General features: G+C 59.3%; 13 protein-coding genes and 3 pseudogenes. 10 read left to right on the plus strand and 6 right to left on the minus strand.

Translation table 11 applies throughout. The annotated features are described in order from the left end of the window. Nucleotides 1–93 precede the first annotated feature (93 nt). Together AC0L3J_RS35345 and AC0L3J_RS35350 are read left to right on the plus strand one after the other, a co-directional pair. Nucleotides 94–4773, plus strand: coding sequence for a hypothetical protein (locus tag AC0L3J_RS35345; RefSeq protein WP_473350159.1), 4680 nt, complete (start codon nucleotides 94–96; stop codon nucleotides 4771–4773). A gap of 375 nt (nucleotides 4774–5148) precedes the next feature. Then, nucleotides 5149–5373: pseudogene (locus tag AC0L3J_RS35350) on the plus strand (DNA-binding protein); the annotation flags it as partial. Here AC0L3J_RS35350 and AC0L3J_RS35355 read toward each other — a convergent pair. The 3 genes and pseudogenes from AC0L3J_RS35355 to AC0L3J_RS35365 all read right to left on the minus strand — a co-directional run. Next, the gene (locus AC0L3J_RS35355; RefSeq protein WP_473350163.1) at nucleotides 5357–6082 is read right to left on the minus strand and encodes an SOS response-associated peptidase; all 726 of its coding nucleotides are present in this window, start codon (nucleotides 6080–6082) and stop codon (nucleotides 5357–5359) included. The pseudogene AC0L3J_RS35350 and the gene AC0L3J_RS35355 sit on opposite strands and share 17 nt — an antisense overlap. A gap of 263 nt (nucleotides 6083–6345) precedes the next feature. Continuing rightward, complete coding sequence (locus AC0L3J_RS35360) at nucleotides 6346–7374, minus strand: IS110 family RNA-guided transposase (RefSeq protein ID WP_007600253.1); 1029 nt, start codon at nucleotides 7372–7374, stop codon at nucleotides 6346–6348. An 82-nt stretch (nucleotides 7375–7456) separates the two neighbouring features. Then, nucleotides 7457–7726 (minus strand): annotated as a pseudogene (locus AC0L3J_RS35365) (hypothetical protein); the annotation flags it as partial. 190 nt (nucleotides 7727–7916) lie between these two features. Between AC0L3J_RS35365 and AC0L3J_RS35370 the strand changes: the two are divergent. The 3 genes from AC0L3J_RS35370 (at nucleotide 7917) to AC0L3J_RS35380 (ending at nucleotide 9120) form a co-directional block, all read left to right on the plus strand. Continuing rightward, nucleotides 7917–8336, plus strand: coding sequence for a DinB/UmuC family translesion DNA polymerase (locus AC0L3J_RS35370; RefSeq protein ID WP_425304747.1), 420 nt, complete (start codon nucleotides 7917–7919; stop codon nucleotides 8334–8336). 87 nt (nucleotides 8337–8423) lie between these two features. Beyond that, nucleotides 8424–8618: a hypothetical protein gene (locus AC0L3J_RS35375; RefSeq protein WP_007596423.1), complete on the plus strand. Its 195-nt coding sequence runs from the start codon at nucleotides 8424–8426 to the stop codon at nucleotides 8616–8618. Nucleotides 8619–8634: 16 nt separating this feature from the next. Continuing rightward, the gene (locus AC0L3J_RS35380) at nucleotides 8635–9120 is read left to right on the plus strand and encodes a hypothetical protein (protein ID WP_473350160.1); all 486 of its coding nucleotides are present in this window, start codon (nucleotides 8635–8637) and stop codon (nucleotides 9118–9120) included. Nucleotides 9121–9691: 571 nt separating this feature from the next. Here AC0L3J_RS35380 and AC0L3J_RS35385 read toward each other — a convergent pair. Then, nucleotides 9692–10417, minus strand: coding sequence for an HAD family hydrolase (locus tag AC0L3J_RS35385; protein ID WP_473350161.1), 726 nt, complete (start codon nucleotides 10415–10417; stop codon nucleotides 9692–9694). Nucleotides 10418–12000: 1583 nt separating this feature from the next. On the opposite strand from AC0L3J_RS35385, the gene AC0L3J_RS35390 reads away from it, so the two are divergent. Next, nucleotides 12001–12204 carry a hypothetical protein gene (locus tag AC0L3J_RS35390; RefSeq protein WP_473350162.1) on the plus strand — a complete coding sequence of 68 codons (204 nt, stop codon included), beginning with the start codon at nucleotides 12001–12003 and terminating at the stop codon, nucleotides 12202–12204. 1153 nt (nucleotides 12205–13357) lie between these two features. Here AC0L3J_RS35390 and AC0L3J_RS35395 read toward each other — a convergent pair. Continuing rightward, nucleotides 13358–14641 (minus strand): NAD(P)/FAD-dependent oxidoreductase, encoded by a 1284-nt coding sequence (locus AC0L3J_RS35395; RefSeq protein WP_007614421.1) that lies wholly within the window; start codon nucleotides 14639–14641, stop codon nucleotides 13358–13360. 378 nt (nucleotides 14642–15019) lie between these two features. Between AC0L3J_RS35395 and ybgC the strand changes: the two genes are divergently transcribed. Then, a complete protein-coding gene (gene ybgC / locus AC0L3J_RS35400; protein ID WP_007596415.1) occupies nucleotides 15020–15463 on the plus strand; it encodes a tol-pal system-associated acyl-CoA thioesterase in 444 nt (147 codons plus the stop codon). 125 nt (nucleotides 15464–15588) lie between these two features. Continuing rightward, complete coding sequence (locus AC0L3J_RS35405; protein ID WP_085348290.1) at nucleotides 15589–15870, plus strand: hypothetical protein; 282 nt, start codon at nucleotides 15589–15591, stop codon at nucleotides 15868–15870. A 4-nt stretch (nucleotides 15871–15874) separates the two neighbouring features. On the opposite strand, the gene AC0L3J_RS35410 is transcribed toward AC0L3J_RS35405, so the two are convergent. Beyond that, nucleotides 15875–16078 carry a hypothetical protein gene (locus tag AC0L3J_RS35410; RefSeq protein ID WP_219683517.1) on the minus strand — a complete coding sequence of 68 codons (204 nt, stop codon included), beginning with the start codon at nucleotides 16076–16078 and terminating at the stop codon, nucleotides 15875–15877. An 860-nt stretch (nucleotides 16079–16938) separates the two neighbouring features. On the opposite strand from AC0L3J_RS35410, the gene AC0L3J_RS35415 reads away from it, so the two are divergent. Both AC0L3J_RS35415 and AC0L3J_RS35420 read left to right on the plus strand, forming a co-directional pair. Continuing rightward, complete coding sequence (locus AC0L3J_RS35415) at nucleotides 16939–17682, plus strand: outer membrane protein (RefSeq protein ID WP_035974413.1); 744 nt, start codon at nucleotides 16939–16941, stop codon at nucleotides 17680–17682. Between the two features lie 164 nt (nucleotides 17683–17846). Further along, nucleotides 17847–18030: pseudogene (locus tag AC0L3J_RS35420) on the plus strand (peptide transporter); the annotation flags it as partial.

Raw genomic sequence — 18030 nt, forward strand, 5'->3', positions numbered from 1 at the left:
GGGGCTCAGGCCTGGCGCTTAGAATTTGATCGCGCCCTGAGCACAATTCCAAGTACGCGTCTCGCAAGTCCCATTCGTTGCAACCGATCACTCATGCCACTCACCCCCGAAGAGCTTTCCCATCAGAGCCAACTGAAATCTGCGTTTCAGGCCGAGAAGAACGCGCACAAGTTGGAAAATCTCGCGGCCGGACTTGTGGGCCGGTTGCTCGGCATTTCGATTGCGGTGGCCAAGTCAGGTTTTCAACATGGTGGCGATGCGGGCGCGGTCGGCCAGCAGGATCGCCGGTTCCGCTTGGAGTGCAAGAAATATGGCGACGACACCAGCCTGAGCGATCGCGAACTCCTTGGCGAAATCGATCACGCGCTGGCACGCGACGAGGCGCTGGAAGCATGGGTCCTGATTGCGACGCGCAGCGTTCCCGAGCAGCTCGCCCAGGACCTGGTGCAAAAGGGCGAACGGCTTGGCATTCCCGTTATCGTCATCGACTGGAAGGACCATGAGCCCGCGCCGCTCGCTGCCTTGTGCGCATTTGGCCCGGATCTCGTGCCAGCCGAGTTCTCCCAAGAAGCTGGCAATCATGCACGTCACCTGCAACTTGCCATGGGTGAGGCCATCGCTAGCCTGCGCCGAAATCTGCAGGTCTGGTCCCTGGGCTTCGAAAGCCTGCGATCCGAATCGCACCGCAAGCTGCGGGACATCTGGACCTCGCATCGCGTTTCGAACGCCGAACTGGGGCAGGATGCAGCAGGAGGTGCTCAGCAAAAGAGGGTTCGGCGCCAGCGGGTTCATGATGCGCTGGATGCCTGGTGGCGGGGTGCTGCCTTTAGCGACGCGCCGGCGGCGATTATCGGGTGGGACGGCGTCGGAAAGACGTGGGCCGCGCTCGATTGGCTGACCGACCGGGTGCGCGAACAGCCGATTGTCCTCACCGTTCCCTCCTCCGCGCTTGCCGGTCTGACCGGGATATCGGAATCGACCATCAAGCGTTTTTTGGCCGAGCGGCTCTGCGAGCTTACCGGAACGCGCGATCCCGAGCATTGGTTGCGTCGGCTTGCCTATCTGCTCAAACGGCCGAGGGAAGAGGGGCCCGTTCTTACCGTGCTGTTCGACGGCCTCAATCAGGAGCCCTCGGTTCCTTGGCTGACGCTCCTCAAGGCCATCCAGGGCGTGGCCTTCGAGGGGCGGGTACGCGTGATCATCAGCACGCGCAGATATCATTTTGAAGACAAGCTCTCGGGTCTTCGCGGGCTTGTCGTTGCGGCAGCGCCCGTCGCCGTCGACGTCTATGATACTGCTTCAGGCGGCGAGCTCGACCAGATGCTCGCTTTCGAGAAACTTGCTCAGACAGATTTACATCCCGACCTCATCGAACTTGCCCGCACCCCGCGCTTGTTCAAGCTTGTCATCCGCTTTCGCGATCGGCTCGTAGAGGCAGGCCAGGTCACCGTCCATCGGCTGTTGTGGGAATATGGGCGCGACACCTTCGGTGATCGCGCCGGCAAATCCTTCAGCGAAAATGAGTGGCGTGCATGGCTTGCTGAAGTCGCCGGACGCTCCCGCAGCGGTATTCAGGAATTCTCGCTCAAGAGCCTCGGCGAAACGGCAAGCCGGCCCGATCTCTCCGAGCGGGAGGTGTATGCCCGGCTGAGCGACATCATTGACGGTCGCTTTGCACGGCCGGGACCCTCGGGCGCAATGCAGCTCAGTCCGACCGTCGTAGCTCACGCGCTCGGGGCCGCGCTGCTTGCACATTTCGATGCAATGGATGGTGCGACCTTCGCTGCGGCCGAAGCTGAGGTCACGCAATGGCTGGATCCGATCGCCGGCCTTGATCAGCGCGCAGAAATTCTCCGCGCGGCCGTCTCGATCCTTGTCGAACGGGGAGGCCCGTTCACAACGCGCATCGGAGGTGTTCTTGTCACGGCGTGGCTGCAAACCCAGAACGTCACCGATAGCCACCGCCGAGAGCTTGCGAGCCTGGCACCGAGCATTCCAGACGCCCTTCTCGATACCGTGGAACAGTCGGACGCGCACGCACAGGCATCCGCGCGAATGTGGGCGGTCAACGCGCTTCGTGCCATCCCGCGAACCGAAGGCGCGCAATTGACCGCGATCGTGGCGCGGGTCCGTGCCTGGTTCTTGATCGTATCGCGCGAAATTGACAACAGGCCGGACGCAAACGCCGATTTCGAGCGGCGTCGTGCGGAGCGTTACCGCGGCCGTGTCGGGATCGATTCATCCGGGCCATTGACGGTGCTGGGCGTTACGCTTCGTCTCGTCGACCGCGACGATGGCAGGCTGCAGGCCGCGGCGCCTTCGATTCTCGAAGGGTTCCCTCTATCTAAGATCATGCCGTGTTTCGAAACCATCGCGGTTGCTTCGGCGGTTCGCGGACACGCCGATGGCTGGCAGGGCCTGAAATGGCTTTGCTACTTGAATGAGCTCGATCCCGAACCCACAGCTGTTGCCCTGCGCGGCCTGTCCGGAGATATCCGCTCGCGCGTGCCCGAATCCGGCATTCATCCGCAGCTTCCTGCACGGGCCGCTGCGCTCCTGCTCTGGCTCAGCGGACGGGAAGCTGACGAGGAATGCGCCGCTAGTCTCGACCCGGACATCGACCGGCACTACACCTACGAGAAAGACTACTTGCCGAACCCGAGCCGGAGTTTCTTTGCGCTTGAACGCCGGCACGCGCATGTTGCACTTGAGGACAAGGAGCGGCCTCTCCATACCCGGTTGCAGCGTACGGGCGAGCTGTGGCTTGATCCAACCTTTCAGCCGCCAACCGGATTCGTCGAGGAATTGCGTTCCGCCGCTGCCGGCTTCGACGTGGCGAAGCTCCACCGCCAGATGGGACGTATGCCGGAAGAATTGTTCTTCGAACAACTCCAACCGGCACTCGCGCGATGCGCTCCGGACGCTCTCGCCGATTTGCTACGCCGCAAAATGGAAAGCTTCGCGTCCTGTCCGGCGGAGTCACGCTATTGGAGCGCCATTCACGTCACCGAGGCTTTCATCCTGGCGGGGACGGCGGAGGCGCAGGCAGCTCAGGCCTTGCGCCTGAGCGCGCACGAGACAGACGAGAATAATGATGCGATCGCGGCCAGCGAGCTGCTCAAGATTGAACTGCAGTCCCTTGATGATGTACAACCTCAGTACGATAGGCTCATTGCGGCCGATCTCAGATTCATTCCTGCCGATTTTGCCGTGGTCATGCGAACTCCGTCCTCGGCGGACGTTGACACCCTGATTGCGCGGTACGGCGCGGCGCCTGCCAAGCAGCGGCGTGATCTCGTCGTACTCTTGTCGGTTCACCCGGGCGGCTTTAGCGACAGCGCTTGGTCGTGGCTGATAAGTTTGATCGACCAGCCCGATCATGAGCTGGAAGGCGTGCTGTTTCGCATGCTGACGCTGGCCGATGCCGCTCGGTTTGGGCGATATCTTGCCGCAAAGGCCTGGGCCTGGAGCCCGTCGGCTGATGTCTGGGTCAACCACTATGGCACTGGCGCACTTATCAGGGCCGAATCGGCTCTGCCCTTTGACCAGTTGGGGCCGCGGCTTGCGCCGTGGCGCCTGCTGGAAGCGGCTCGCGTCCGCGGCGCCGATCCCACTGAGGTGCAGCTTGCTGCCGAGATCTTCGGTCACGTGCTTGCCGCCAATAAAATCGCAGAACCGGACCCGGGTTCGACACTCACGGTCGACCGGACGGAGAAGAGATTCACACCGTTCTTCGTTTCCGTGCAGCTGAGGCCAGATCCGCAGGACCGAAGTAGCCCAGCAGCGATCCGCGCTGCGCTCGATGCCGATGCGCGCATCAAGGCTCACCAACGTGCGGTAGAGACCGCAACAGCCCGCATCGAGGAAGCAAGGCAATCAGGAGCGAGCCTCTATCTCACCAATATTGATGCCGTCGATCTGGTTCCTGTGATCCAGCATGCATCCGACATGATCGATCGCTGGCTGGAAGGCTCGGACGACATCGATACGGATTTCCGCAGACGCGTGCGCCTTGCGGAGACTGCGTTCCTTGCGCTGTGTGAGGCGCTGCTCATTAAAGATCCCACGCGCGGTGTCGCGTTGTGGCGCGCACTGCGCAGGACCGTGACAACACGCTACATCGGTCCGGCTGGTGTGGACGAGATACTGCATGTCGTGTTTCGCGTTCCCGATTCGGCGCCCGTCGCCGCGCTTCGGGACGAACTTGTAAGCCTGCCGTGCTGCCATTCAGATCAAAATCTCTTCGATGTCGCTTTGGCGGCGTCGTACAATGGCAAGGCCGCCTGGATCGCCGATATTGCGGCTGCAGATCATGCCTCGTCGCTGGCTTGGCGGCAGCGACGTGGCGCCCTCCTGAACGGGCTCGGCACCGGTTATGCGCTCCCTGTCCCGGACGCCTGGCCCGAAGGCCAGATGCGCACGGATAGTGCCGATCTGCGCGCCAAGGCCGCGCGACTGCGCTGGCGTGAAGCCTGCGCCCATCATTGGTGGCAGATTTATCTCGCAGCTCAGGATGAGGTGGAGGCTTATGCCGCTTGGGTCCTGTTTCTGCGCTCGGCGGACGCGCGGGCCTGGACTTGGATGCGTGATGGCGCGCAAGGACAAGCCAGCAGTGACGGCTTCTTTGCCCTTAAACTCGCACATGTGCAGCTCAACCGAGCGGAATTAAAGCGCGCGATGGACAAGACCCTGGAGAGACGTGATAGGACGTTTCTCGATCACGACATCGTGGAAGGCATCGGGCCTTGGGCGAAAGCGACCAACCCCGTCTAGTCAATCCACAAGTGTGATAGCCAATCACCGCCTTTGGCATTCGGGCCTAGCGCAGTTTGGGCGACTCACGCTACCCCTTCATTCCCAACCGCCTCACTGCACATTGGGAATGAAATTGTTGCAGCCATCCGTGAACTGCCGGTTTCTGCTTATACGCTTGAAGTGGACGGCCGACTCAAGTGCGAATTTGCAACCAGAGAGGGCGCAAGAGCTGGTGGAGAAGAACTCAAGAGGCGTTTTCCCATGCTTCAGATCAGGATCTATGAGGCGCGGACGCATGCGCGCGAGGAAATCTAGATCCACGAGCTCAAGCCTTGGCGGCTTCTTCCGCTTGCGCCCGTGCGCCTTCCGCCGCATCGGGCTCACCGGGGTGGCATGAGCGAAGAAGAGATTGCTGCCAGGCACTTCGTGGCGCCGGTTGTCGTGAAGCAGCGACTTCGACTGGCCTCGGTTTCAAACACGCTGCACGAGATCTATGCCGAGGACGGCATGACGCTCGAGCAACTCATGGCGTTCTCGGTGACTGCCGATCATGCGCGCCAAGAGCAAATCTGGGAGCAGGTCAACCGTTCGGGTTACATGGTCACGGCGCAAACCCGACCGGATCTTCCTTGACGCCGCGGGCGACGATTTTGAGCGACCCGTCCAAAAGCGGCCGCTGCAGCTTCAAGGCCTCGTCTGGAGGAGCCGCCATCCAGGTCTCCACTTCGTCCGGCGTCGTCAGGATCACCGGCATCGCCTTCGGATGGATGGCGCCGATCTCTGCATTCGGCTCTGTCGTGAGGAACGCGAAGATGTCGTTGGTCGTCTCGCCTTCCTTGACCTTCCGAACGGACGTCCAGTTGGTCCAGATGCCGGCGAAGCAGGCGAGGGGACGCGTTTCATCGAGTGCGAACCAGATATCACCGCCCTCGGCCTTGTTGAACTCGCTGAAGGAGTTGAACGGCACCACGCAGCGGTTTTCAGGTCCCAGCCATCTCGTCCAGTGCTTGCTCTTCACGTTGCGGATGTTCGTCGTGCCGACGTCCGGCTCCATCCGTAGCAGTTCCTTGAAATCGACGGTCTTGCCCTTGGCCTGCAGCTTCTCGGCTCGTTTCTTGGTGGCGTCCATCAGCGCTTTTGACGACGACGGCATTCCCCAGCGCGCCGTGGCGAGTTCGCGGCCCTCGGCTCCGTTGCGCACGATCGGTGCCTTGTAATCGGGAAAAACCCCGGGCATCGGCGCCAGATTGCCGACGTATCGGTTCACGACGCGGAACAACGCGCTGATTGCGGCTTGGTTTGTCGTGATCGAATAGAGATTGCAGATGTGGACGGCCCCCCACTTGTCAGGATGGTAGCAGACTTTTGACCTGATCGCTTGCTATCAGATGTCCGGCCTGTTTGCGCGGACAAAGTCCGCTGGCCAAGATGGTGTTCGCTACGCACGCTCCAAGCACATAGGCGACCTTGATGATGCCAGTGTAATCTACGGAAGCTCGCGCGTATCGACCGATCGGTCCTTCCATCTACTGCGTCCTGCAAGTTCGTGGGCTATCCGCCGAGCAACTCGCTCGCGGTGCCGATTTCAGATCAGACGGGCATGGCGGCTACCGGTCGGTTGTATACTCCGCCCGATATCATCAATCGCCAAGCGATACGGGCGAACTTGTTGGCCAAGGCCACCGCCACCAATTTCGGCGGCTTTCGCTCCAGTAGCGATGCAAGCCAGGGTGTGGGCTTATGACGGCCCTTTCGAATGTGCCTTAGCAGCGCGGTCGCGCCGACAATCAACGTCGATCGGAGCATTGAGTCTCCGGCCTTTGTGATTCCGCCATATCTTTGCCGGCCGCCCGTCGAATGATCCTTGGGTGTCAGTCCGAGCCAAGCGGCAAAGTCGCGGCCTGACCTGAACGTCTCCGGCGGCGGCGCCTTCATGCTTAGCATGGACGACCCAATCGGACCGACGCCGGGAATCGTCGCGATCCGCCTGCTGACATCATCGTCGCGGTGCCACCTCATTAGCTTGGCTTCGATCTTTGCCAGGCGGGCTTCGACCGTGGCATATTCCTCTGCTTGGAGTCGGAAGAGATCCTTTGCCATTTCCGGTAAGCTATCATCCTCGAGCACCCGCTTGATAAGTTGCGCGACATTCTGCCGACCGGCGGGGCCGACGATGCCAAACTCAGCCGCATAGCTCCTGAAAGCATTGGAAAGCTGCGACTTCACGCTGACCAGGCGTTCCCGCACAGTCATTAACATGCAGGCCGCTTGGCGTTCCTTCGATTTGACCGGTACAAACCGCATACTCGGCCGGGTGACCGCCTCGCACAGCGCTTCGGCATCGGCCGCGTCGTTCTTGCCCCGCTTCACGTAAGCCTTCACGTACTGAGGTGGGATCAGCTTCACCTCGTGACCGAACGACTGCAGCAGGCGCGCCCAATGATGCGAGCTGCCGCAGGACTCGATGGCGACGAGAACCGGTGGAAGCCGCTCGAAGTAGCGGATCATCTCGGCTCGCCGGAACTGGCGGCGGACCACCACCACCTCGTTCTCATCAACACCATGAAGCTGGAAAACCGACTTGGAAGTGTCCATACCGATGCGAACAGGAAGATTCATCAGACTTTCCTCTCATCTAGCTGTGACGCTGACAGCGCCATAGAACCGTGGGGATGAGAGGCCGTCCACACCAGCACATCGGTCAGGCTTCGGTCCGAGGGTGGCGCGGGTCCCAGCCTAATTGTAGCAGAGTCGCGGAGGGACGCCGGCCCGCCTTGGCGCATTTGCGGCAGCGCAGCCGGCTGGCGAGATCGTGCACGAAGGTGGTCGGCGGATGCTTCATCGCCGCGAGGTCAACGTCGCTCGGCGTCTTGCAGCGTGCGCACTGGATCTCCAGCCAAGGGAAGCCTCCATTCACCGCTCGGTCGATGGTAGGCGACGGATCTATTGGTTCGCCGTCTGACCACAATCGCGAACATCTGCTGCACGACGAGCTTACGACCGAGTCGCTCGGCTGATGCAGGCAGCGTCGCTGCACATGACGGATATGCAAATGAATTCGTCACATTGTTGCGGCGCGGGGTGGCCACGTAGAAAGTCCGCTTGCTACCATCGGGGAAGCGTTCAAGTCCGACGCCGGTGTGAGGAGACTGATATTTGCTGTGTGCGCTTTCCAGTCAGTTGCGGGCGGTTGCACGCGGCGCCGCGTCGTCAAGATCACCGGCATCGCCTTGACTGGGTGTCGACACCCCGGCGTCCCCCCCGTTGTCAGGAAGGCACAGCCGCTCATCGAGAAGGTCTGGATGCACTGCGAGGACAAAGGTTCGCGGGGCCGGACGGTTAAACTGAGGGGCAGGTTCAACGATCTCGAGATCATCACGCGTAGCAGGACCGGACGCGTCCCGATTTCGAGCCGCTGCGAGCTCGAAACTTGTCGCTCGTCTTCCTTCAAACGAGATACCCGCTCCAAAGCCGATCCGCCTTCTTGTCTTCACGCCAGGGCGAACCGTAGGCCGAGCTGCAGCTCGGCCTACCAATTTGAGTCCGCATCGATCAGAATCAAGACCGCGGTACATCAGTAGAGCGCGAGCCCTCGTGCGCAACGCGGCAGAGTTTACCTCAACTGCGGGAATCCCAAGGTCGAAAGACTTACGGTAGGATAGGCGTCCATGTTTGAACACCCCACGACCGCTCTATCGCAAGCGGTACTTGACGAGGTCTGCCAGACGCTTCCGCGCAAGGGGAGCGGCGCTGGTTTGGCCTCCGAGATCGTCGAAGCCGCAAAGACCGACGAAACAACGCCGAAGCTGCTGCGGCATATAGGGCGTAAAGCCCTGGCCCGAGCGTCGATCATGTGGCGTTGATCGGGCGAGGTGCGGAGTGAACTTCCAGGTCACAGTCTTGAAGATCCTGGTGAGTTACCCCCAAGGATTTGCCGTGATGGCGGACCTCAAGCGGGACATGGCAATCCTCGCGACCAGCGGCCCGGAATGGGCCGAGCGCACCAAACGGCTGGCCGCGCGCGTTCCCGGGCTGGACATTTTTTCGGACGGCCTCGTTGAGCGCCAAAACGGCGGTTGGAGAATCACGGTGAGAGGGCGAGTTGTGCTCGAGACCATGGAGGCGCGCCCAGGCCAAGACGAGCCGACGGAGAAGGTCCCAGTCGAAACGGCCGGGCCGGTGCCATCGGTGCCCAGCCCTCGGAACGAGCGAACCGCTGACGCGAGCGCTTCCAGCGTCGCCGCGAAGCCCGCGAACGCGCGCGAGCGCATGCATCTTGAGGAGCAGCCGCCGAGTTCTCCCAGCGGCTCAGAAAGTCAGGTCGTTGACTCGCCTGTGGCGCACAGGAACAGGTCCCCTGGGTAGGGGGTGTGGGAGCGAATTGGACTATGTCCGCCAGCAGCGGCGAAGCGCATCTCCATCCGACAGCGCGACCCGCGCGTCAAACCGAACCGGTGCCTTTGGCGTACCGTGCGGCACGAGCGCTGGTGCTGTTACGGTTGCGGAGTTCCGGATGCCCAACTGGCCCCGTCAGCGTCCAACCATGACCCCGGCCTACTGCTGATTTCGTCCAGACCAGTACTGACTTGCGATGGAATAGCTGGGGTCAGCGTTCGACGCACGGGGTGAAGTTGCTCTCCGATTCTACAATGTGACGCTTGCCAACACGCTCGACTATCTGGGATCGCTGAGGTCGTAAGAGCGGCAATGTGTGGGTGAGAGATGGGTTATTGTTCGATCTGGCATCGTCAAGCCTCGAGCAGTCCACCGGTGACGACTACAGGCGCCTGGAATGCCGCGAGTGCGGCAGGTACCCGATTACGGGTTCGGTATTGCAGATGCTGGACTCGCGACTGAGTTGAGCCATGCGACGCGTGCGATGTCGAAGGCGGAGTTCGAATCGCCGAGATAAACTCGTTCAACATGGACGACATGATCAAGGTTTTACAGACGCTGTGCGGTGATCTTCGCCGATCATGATTTGTGCATTCCAAAAAAAACCGTAGCTTCGTAAGATTGGCAACAGCTCATGAAGATTGTTAATCGTGTAGTCTGGATGCGCCGCTTGCAGGCGCGCCTCGGAAACAAATCCCCCGGTAATGGCTATACTTATCAGTCCGAGATTCCGTGCAATATCCATTTCGATCGGCATATCGCCGATGATGAAAGTTGACGCTGGTTTCAAGTTGTTCTTCTGCATGTATAGACGAAGTCGCTCTCCTTTGCTTGTCGATTTGTATTGCGTGTCGCGGCTTTCGAACGCGAGCACATCGTCGATGCAGTCATTGATTCCAAGTCTTCTCAATTGGTAGCGCAGAGGGTCGGCTATATGGTTGCTCACGATGATGGACGAAGCCCCTTCTCGGCGCGCCAACTCCAAGACTCTGCGCGCGCCCTCGCGTAGATCGGCTCTGCCCGCAAGAGCCTCATAGGCGTCGTGAAACATTGCACTCCCATCGCGATCCACCGTCGCAAGCTCGTCTCGCGATAGTCCGAGGCTGCGATAAAGAAGAGACAGCGGAACGTCGCAATGTTCCCGAAGCGTCTTCATGTCGATCGTTGTACGACCAAAGCGATCTAGAATTGCATTGGTGGTTTCGAGCAGTGCGTATGCATCATCGAGCAACGTTCCATTCCAATCGAAGACGAGAACCGGTTTCATGATCTGACCTTAAGCATAGATTCCGTGCGGGTGCCACCGTCGTTCGCCACGTATAGTAGCACCGAACTACCACGGCATGGGCATCGACACACTAGATGAGTTGAAATGCTGGCGAGAATGGAGATGATTGACGCCCGCGATCAATCGAGCAAGTTTCATTTGGACTCCTGGGCCGGCGACTGCGAGGCCGTCATGATCGTACGGGCTCTTTTCGGTGTCCCAGCAATCCACGTGCCACCAAAGCCATTTGCGAGCCCCGCTTGAAGAGGGCAAAACCATGTTCTTCGGCTCAGGCGACGGAATACTCGCGCGTTAGTGTCTGGTCTCCGACATTAACGTCTTCAGCCGGATACGGCTGAACACGACAACGCGAAATGTTGAGTATGAAGGAGGCGCCATTCGCAAGTGTTCGCGGGCGGCGCTCCATGGAGACGGGGCCTTTGCGCTGAAGACGCTCCGGTTGGCATGGGGAAGTCGGGCTTCGGCAGGCGACTGCCTGAGCAACACGCGATTTGAGGACCGCGAAGCGATCTTTCGTGGCGAGCACTCGCGGTCCTTGGCAGACTCGAGCTTCGCTGAATGCGCCTCAGGTCCGCTCATCATCCGGCTTGGGGACGCGGCCCTTGCCATCGCACTTATGTCAACGGTTACATCCAACGCACGGGCAGGGCGAAGAGGCTAAAGCCCTCGCACAATTCCCGCCAGAGTATCTGCCCGCTTAAGACATTTTCGACCGTAGCAGCGCAGAAGCTGCATCGCGTGTCGCGCACGTTACGTCATCTAAAAGCGCACGTTCCTGCGACCTACGGTGATCGCGAATCGCTTCGCAAGATTAAGTGGCCGACAGTTGACGAAAGCAACAGGGCTCAGACAGAAGAAGTTGAGCTGCTGCAAGAACACGCAAGGCTTAGAAATATGATCTAACCTGGGCATCTCCCTGCCGGGTTAACTTTGTAACTGGCCGCCCGGCAGCGCTCCTGGCAGCCTTATTGTGTTCCGGCTTGTGGACCGTGGAGGATGGTGCGCGTCAAGACTTCGACCCGTTCGGCAATTTGGCGAATTCGCCTCGCCACGTCCTCGACTGCGGTCATGTCCACCGGCTGCGTGCAAGAAATTGAGCTCATCTTCGCGTTAAGGTCCCTCAGCTCAGCCTTGCAGCGATCTAACTCCGCGTTGAGCATCGTAACTTCATTCATCGCCGTTGCCCGTATTGCCGTTGCTTCCGAGAAGATGTTTGTTCGGAGCATGCACCTGATTGCAATCTTTGTCGCGCTCGCGTGGTTCCACATGGGTAGGGCATCTCGAAAGGCACAGAACGGCCAACCCAAACACAGACCGGGTCGTTCACGCGCACAGCTGCAAATGGAGTCCCCATACCCAATTTATATAAAGGAATGAATTTCAATGGCACGCGCATGCGTTCCTCTCAGCAAAGCCCGGGCGACCGGCCGCACTCGCAAGAATCCAAAACGATTTTCGGGCCGCAAAGAGCCAAACGGCTTGGGTCCGTTAGGCGAACCGCCGAAATGCTTAGGCAAACCGCACGAGCGCGAGGCGCGGCGAACGCTGTCTGATGACCTTCGATGGTTCAACCCGGAGCCACCGGACGCGAGTGGCAATGGCAAGTGGGCTGGTTGCGCGGCAAATCGGAGGCGAAGACGTTTCCGAAAGCTCTGAATCTTCTCAGAATGATGCTGAATTCCATTGGCGGCTCGCTGTCCGATGCATCGAAAGTAATGATGCCGGAAGTGGAAGATGCTGAAGACCCGGCCGCGAAATACTTCTAGCTCATTCCCAAGTACTCTCGCCTGAATGGGCATCTCCAAACAAGAGTGTAGAAGCCCGGCTGAACCGGACTTCCGCTGTTGTCGGTCGCTCACTTCGGATTGTGATCCGCCCATACGATCAGACGCCATCGAATGGTGCTTGTGCTGACGTATGCGCATCATTGCTTTGCGGAGGCAATGTGTGGCCTGCTGCAATTCCGATTTGGCGATGACAGCCCGTGCATCGGTAGAGAGCGGCAAAGGGAGCCGCGACTCCCGGCCCCTGATCCTGATCGAAACAGTCGCTGTTAGATCGCGGTAGGTAGTTGGCGTTCTTATAGGTAGCCATTCGACTTCTGTCACTAGAGTAAAGCCGGACTTGACCTCTCGGGGCTTACCGAATGTAATGCTGTTGCTGCTAACATCGGCGTTTGGCCAGTCCGCAGCGTTGCGCGGGCAATCGGGGCCGCCAGTCGCAAGCTGGCGGTTCTCCCCGATTCGTTACGAGCAGTGGAACACGTTTCCCGGCGTGCAACCGCAAATAGCGGAACCTTATGCCGGCTATTCACAGCTTCCTGTGGACAACCTCATTATTCGGAAGAGATTTCGCCGCGCACCGCACGCGCTCGGCGCATGGATTAATTATGACACCCCAACAGAAAGCCGCGCTGGCATCTAGCACTACGATGCCGGGATAAAGCAGGGAGGCGAAGTTGCTCTGTCCATCATAAGGGAGTTTCCAGACGGGTTCAGCGAAACGAAATGACGCAGAACTCGCCTCACAGGCTGGCGCTTCCCTTTCGACCGCCGTGACGGCAACTGATGAGCGCTTCCAGTTTGGGGTGGGCCTTCGCGCTGGTGTCTCGCGATATCGAGAAACCCTTTTAAAGTGCGGCTTCGGTCACTGCCGGCTTTTGCGTTGAGCGCGTCTTCATCGAGCGATCCGTCGGGGAGATGATCCGCCTCCACGGTGCGGACTGGCATTCGGCGGAGAACCGACAGCTCGAGTCATGAACGTCACCCGTCGCAAGCTCGTCGTTTTCACCATCCGATTGTCTACCCGAGGTATGCTAAGTTCCATGACGGCGCCCTTGAACACATCATAACAACATCACGAGGACCGGCATGCTTCGAGCGAGGGCAGCTTGTGAAGCCAACCGGGTTGCTGGGGTGATCAGAACCAGGAATCCATCAGGTGAACAAGCTGGGAGCCCGCCGTATAAAACGCCTCCTGCGCTGCACGAAAGCGCTGGGCTTCAACGGCGGTGACCGGCAACGGCAGGTCGTTCTCCGCGATCTGCCCCAATACATACGAAGCCAAAACACTGCCAAACACAGTGCCTGGTGCGATTCCGCGGCCGTTATAGCCACTGAAACCGATGACTTTGCGGTCCAGCTTGTGAAGCCGGGGCAAGTTGTCGGAGGTCATTCCAATCATGCCAAACCAGCCGGTTTCAAACTGGACGCCCCGAAGTCCTGGAAAAAGCTTGTGCAACGATCTTTGGGCCCAAGCACGGTGAATAGATCGCCCAATCCCCTCAAGCGCACCAACACTGCCAAACACGAGTCGCCCGGAGCGATCGAGACGAAACGAAGAGAGGACTTCTCGAGTGTCCCACACACCCTGCCGCTCAGGCAGGATCGACTTTCTCAGATCATCGGGCAGACATGGCGTGCCAAAGTTGAAATAGGGCAGTTGAATCTGTTCCTGCCGTACCTCAGACCAAAGTCCCTTGCTATAAGCATCCGTCGCGACGACCACCCAGTCGGCCTCTACAGATCCGCTTTCGGTGCCGACTCTCCAGCGGAAACCATTCTGTTGCGCCATGACGGCCTCACTATGCGTAAATATCCTGGCTCCCATCGCAAGCGCGGCCCGCGCTAACCCTCGCACATAAGCCAATGGCTGTATGGTGCCGGCGCGCTTATCGAGCAGCGCGCCGGTGTAGTCGCCACCGCCTACTTTGCTGCGTGTTGCCTCCGCATTTAGCACCAGGACGGGCGCTCCACGCTTCTGCCACTGTTCGGCACGGGCCTCAACCTCCTCCAAGCCCTTACGTCCGACCGCACAATGCAAGGTGCCGGCACGTTCGACTTCACATTCGATGTGGTGCTTTTCGATGAGCTCGAATACCGTCTGCGGTCCGCGGCCGAGCTGTTCAAGTAACCGTTCTCCAAAAGGCGCGCGGAGCGCGGCCGGAAGCGACTCAGGCATGAGCCACATGCCCGCATTCACGAGTCCGACGTTCCGCCCGGACCCGCCGAATCCTATTTCAGACGCCTCCAAAAGCGCAACACGCGCTCCACCTTCAGCTAGATGAAGGGCCGCCGACAGTCCGGTATATCCACCGCCAATCACGACGATATCCGCTGCAATTTCATCAGTAAGTGGAGCAGTTTGTGGCGCTGGTGGCGCAGTCAGCACCCACAGTCCGTGTGATCGTCGATTGTTTCGCATCCGCCAATCCTCTTACAAGTAGCTTCTTGATCGACCCGAGCTCCAGCAGCCATCGTGAATACCGCTAAGTTCTGGCGGACCTCTCTAGTATCCAAGCGGACCTCTCTAGTATCCAAGCGGACCTCCCTAGTATCCAACACTGACGTGCCAGCGCCACACCGGCAGGCAAATCGCAGGCCAAAAGGGCAGTTCGTCATCACCCCGAAGATCAGGCCGAGCTACTAAGTTGTTGATCTGTTGAGGGCACGCGCAGCACGCACGCGGCGGTGCGCCGGAGCTCCGACTGCGCGAACAAAGCCAAAGCCCCTCGGCGCTTGCTCTGGAACGCGCCTTTGTGCGAGACAATGGGTCCCAAAAGGGCAGCAAGGGGACCACACCGTGAGAGCCTCTCTTGATGGCGAAATTCGCGACGGCCGCCATCATATGCAGATCCGGGTCTATTTCGAAGATACCGACTCCGGCCAGATTGTTTATCACGCAAATTTCTTGCGCTTCATGGAACGCGGCAGAACGAACTACTTGCGCCTGCTCGGAACGAATCAGCAAGCATTACTCAAAGAAGCCAAGAACGATGCGCCCGGTGTTGCCTTCGTTGTGCGCTCGATGACGATCGATTTTCTAAAACCGGCGGTCTTGGATGACATTCTTGACGTCGTCACAGTCCCGCAAGAGGTGAGGGGCGCGTCGATTGCCTTGCTGCAGGAATGCAGGCGTGGCGACGATCTCCTGGTCACAGCACGTGTGCGGGTAGCGTTTATCTCAGCTGGAAAGGCGCAGCGCATCCCGAAGTCGCTGCGGCTCGCTATGGAAGGGCATAGATAAATCTGCCGCCTCATTCACGCGTTTGCCTTGCAGCGCTCCAACGAATTCAAGTCATCATGGCGGCGTAAGTTAAAGCAAATGGGCTGCGGCAAACCCGGGGTGGCTCAATTGCACAGTCCAGCCGAATGAATCAGAAGCCGGCGAAGAACGAAAATAAATCGGACTTCGTCGGCCGCTTTGGTCACAGCGACCACAGCGAAACCCACGTCAAGGATGACGGGCCGATTGGCGACTGGCGCGGCTATCCCGGCGGCGCTGCCGTGGCGAACTTGCGCGATCGCATTTCGCGGCTCTTCTCAAATGGCGGCACCGTCTCCATTGCCCCATGCTCCATCTGGCTGACGGCAGCGAGGCGGATGGTTTCCGAGCTGCGCGCCAACGCTCGGTGCTCTTGCCACTCCGGATAAAAAATCATGGAAGAGGGCGGAACCGAGCGCGATCATTTTCGACGAGATGGTCAAGACGGTCCAGGAGCCGGCCCAATCGAAGGCGGCCGGCGGCCTCGTCCTTGGGTCTGAAAACATCAAAGGCACGTTTGTCGGATTCATTAGAAGGTACAATCTTTATGTTGTTTTCTGGAATGCGGATCAGCACGATCGAGCGATCGTCATTCACCGTCGCTCAAAGAGGATGGATATCGTCGCGGAAATGCCGCTTACGTTCGAGACCGCGCATCGGCTAGCGCTCTTTATGCCGCGTGCCGTGTCGACAACAACATTGCGCCGGATGCGCCGCCAATCGAATGAAGGGCCGCGCGGCCATTTTCGAAGTTGGTCCGGGCCTCCAATAGGCAAAACTGTTTCGTGGGGCGCCCACTTTATGTCAGCGAGTGCCATGATATCAGAATGGCAACCGGTGGCCTGTGGGCTGCCATACCTTACTTCACCGCTTGAACGCGCGAGGATAGTGCCGTGGCTAATGACGTAGAGCTTCTGATCTCGTATTTCGCGCTTTCGGGGCACGTTTACCCGCTGGGGGCCTGCTGAGGTCACTCCATTCCAATTCAAAGGCAGGGTCGAAGGGGCAGCGCGCGCGGGGTTCAACGGGTTCGGTCTTCACTACGAAGACACGATGGTCGCGCAAAGCAAGATTGGTTTTGCGGAAATGAGACGCATTCTTCAAGACAATGGCATCAAATATCTGAAGATTGAATTTCTGCTCGATTGGTACAGGACTGACGAGAAGCGAATGGAATCCGACAAATTCCGTCAGCAAACTGCTCGATGTCTCCGCCGAACTTGGAATGCGGGATATCAAGGTGGGCCCGGGATTCCAAGAAACGCATGCCGATGTGGCGCTCCGCCCATGGTGGCCTCCGTAAGGGGACACTTGGGAATGATCTGCAACGCAGAACCTAACGCAGCGTCCGGTTCACGCATTTCTTTCGGCACGAATGTTGTGACGCAGCTACAGCAATTCGCGCGCACGTTGTTAAGACGCATGAGGCTCGGGGCACTCAAGACATGAGAGTAGAAATGAAGAACTTCTTGCTTACGACTGTGAGCATTGTGGCGCTTGGCGCAATTGCGTCCGCATCCGGTGCAGACCTGGCTGCGCAGCCCGTCCAACCTCTCTACTCCAAAGCTCCGCCGCCTGTCGCGGCTGCAATTTACGACTGGAGCGGCCTCTACGTCGGTGTGAACGGCGGCTTGGGCTCAAGCTCGAATTGCTGGGACTACAATGGTCGCACCCCTGAGGGCTGTCATGATGCGACCGGCATTACCGTCGGCGGGCAGATCGGCTATCGATGGCAGATCGGCCAGATCGTGCTGGGCGTTGAAGGTCAGGGGAACTGGGCTGATCTGAGCGGATCCAACGTCAGCATTGCGTTCGGCGATGTCGACCAGAGCAAGATTGGTGCGTTCGGTACGATGACTGGGCAGATCGGTTATGCGCTCGACACCGTACTGTTTTACGCCAAGGGCGGCGTCGCAGTGGCGAGCAACACGTATCGAGTCAACTCCGCAGTCACGGGCGCGCAGTTCGCGGGCGCTGATAGCAGCCCTTGGGGTGCTACTGTGGGCGCCGGGATCGAAGTCGGTTTCGCGCCGAACTGGTCGGTAAGCGTCGAGTACGACCACTTGTTCATGCGGGATGCCGACGTGAACTTTGTCGTGGCTGCTGGTTCGCTGGGCGGCGACCGCATCCGCCAGGATTTCGATCTTGTGACTGCGCGGCTCAACTATAAGTTCGGCGGCCCGATTCTGCTCAAATATTGATCTGAAGTCGGACTGGTGAATCGAAGGCCCCGGCTAGACCGGGGCCTTTCAGGCATCGCGCGTGCGACGCGACTGGCGGGTGACCGGAAGTCAGGAACAGTTAGCGAAACCGCGGCGAGTTCATCTTCTGAGCTGAAGTTCTAAATCGATAAAGGACAGCGAGCATGTTCGTTTCATTCTTCCCTCGACCAAAGTTGTTCTTTGCGTCGTCAATTCTTTGGACGGCGTTGGCGATGGCGTTTTGGTATGTATTTGCCGGCAATCTCTTTCCAGCCCCGGAGAAGCCGGTCGGGCTTGCGACGTTCTGGTCGGCCTCGGCGCTGTGGTTTGATCTCTATTTTGCGCTGG

Source organism: Bradyrhizobium sp. Kon37 (genome assembly GCF_055807535.1).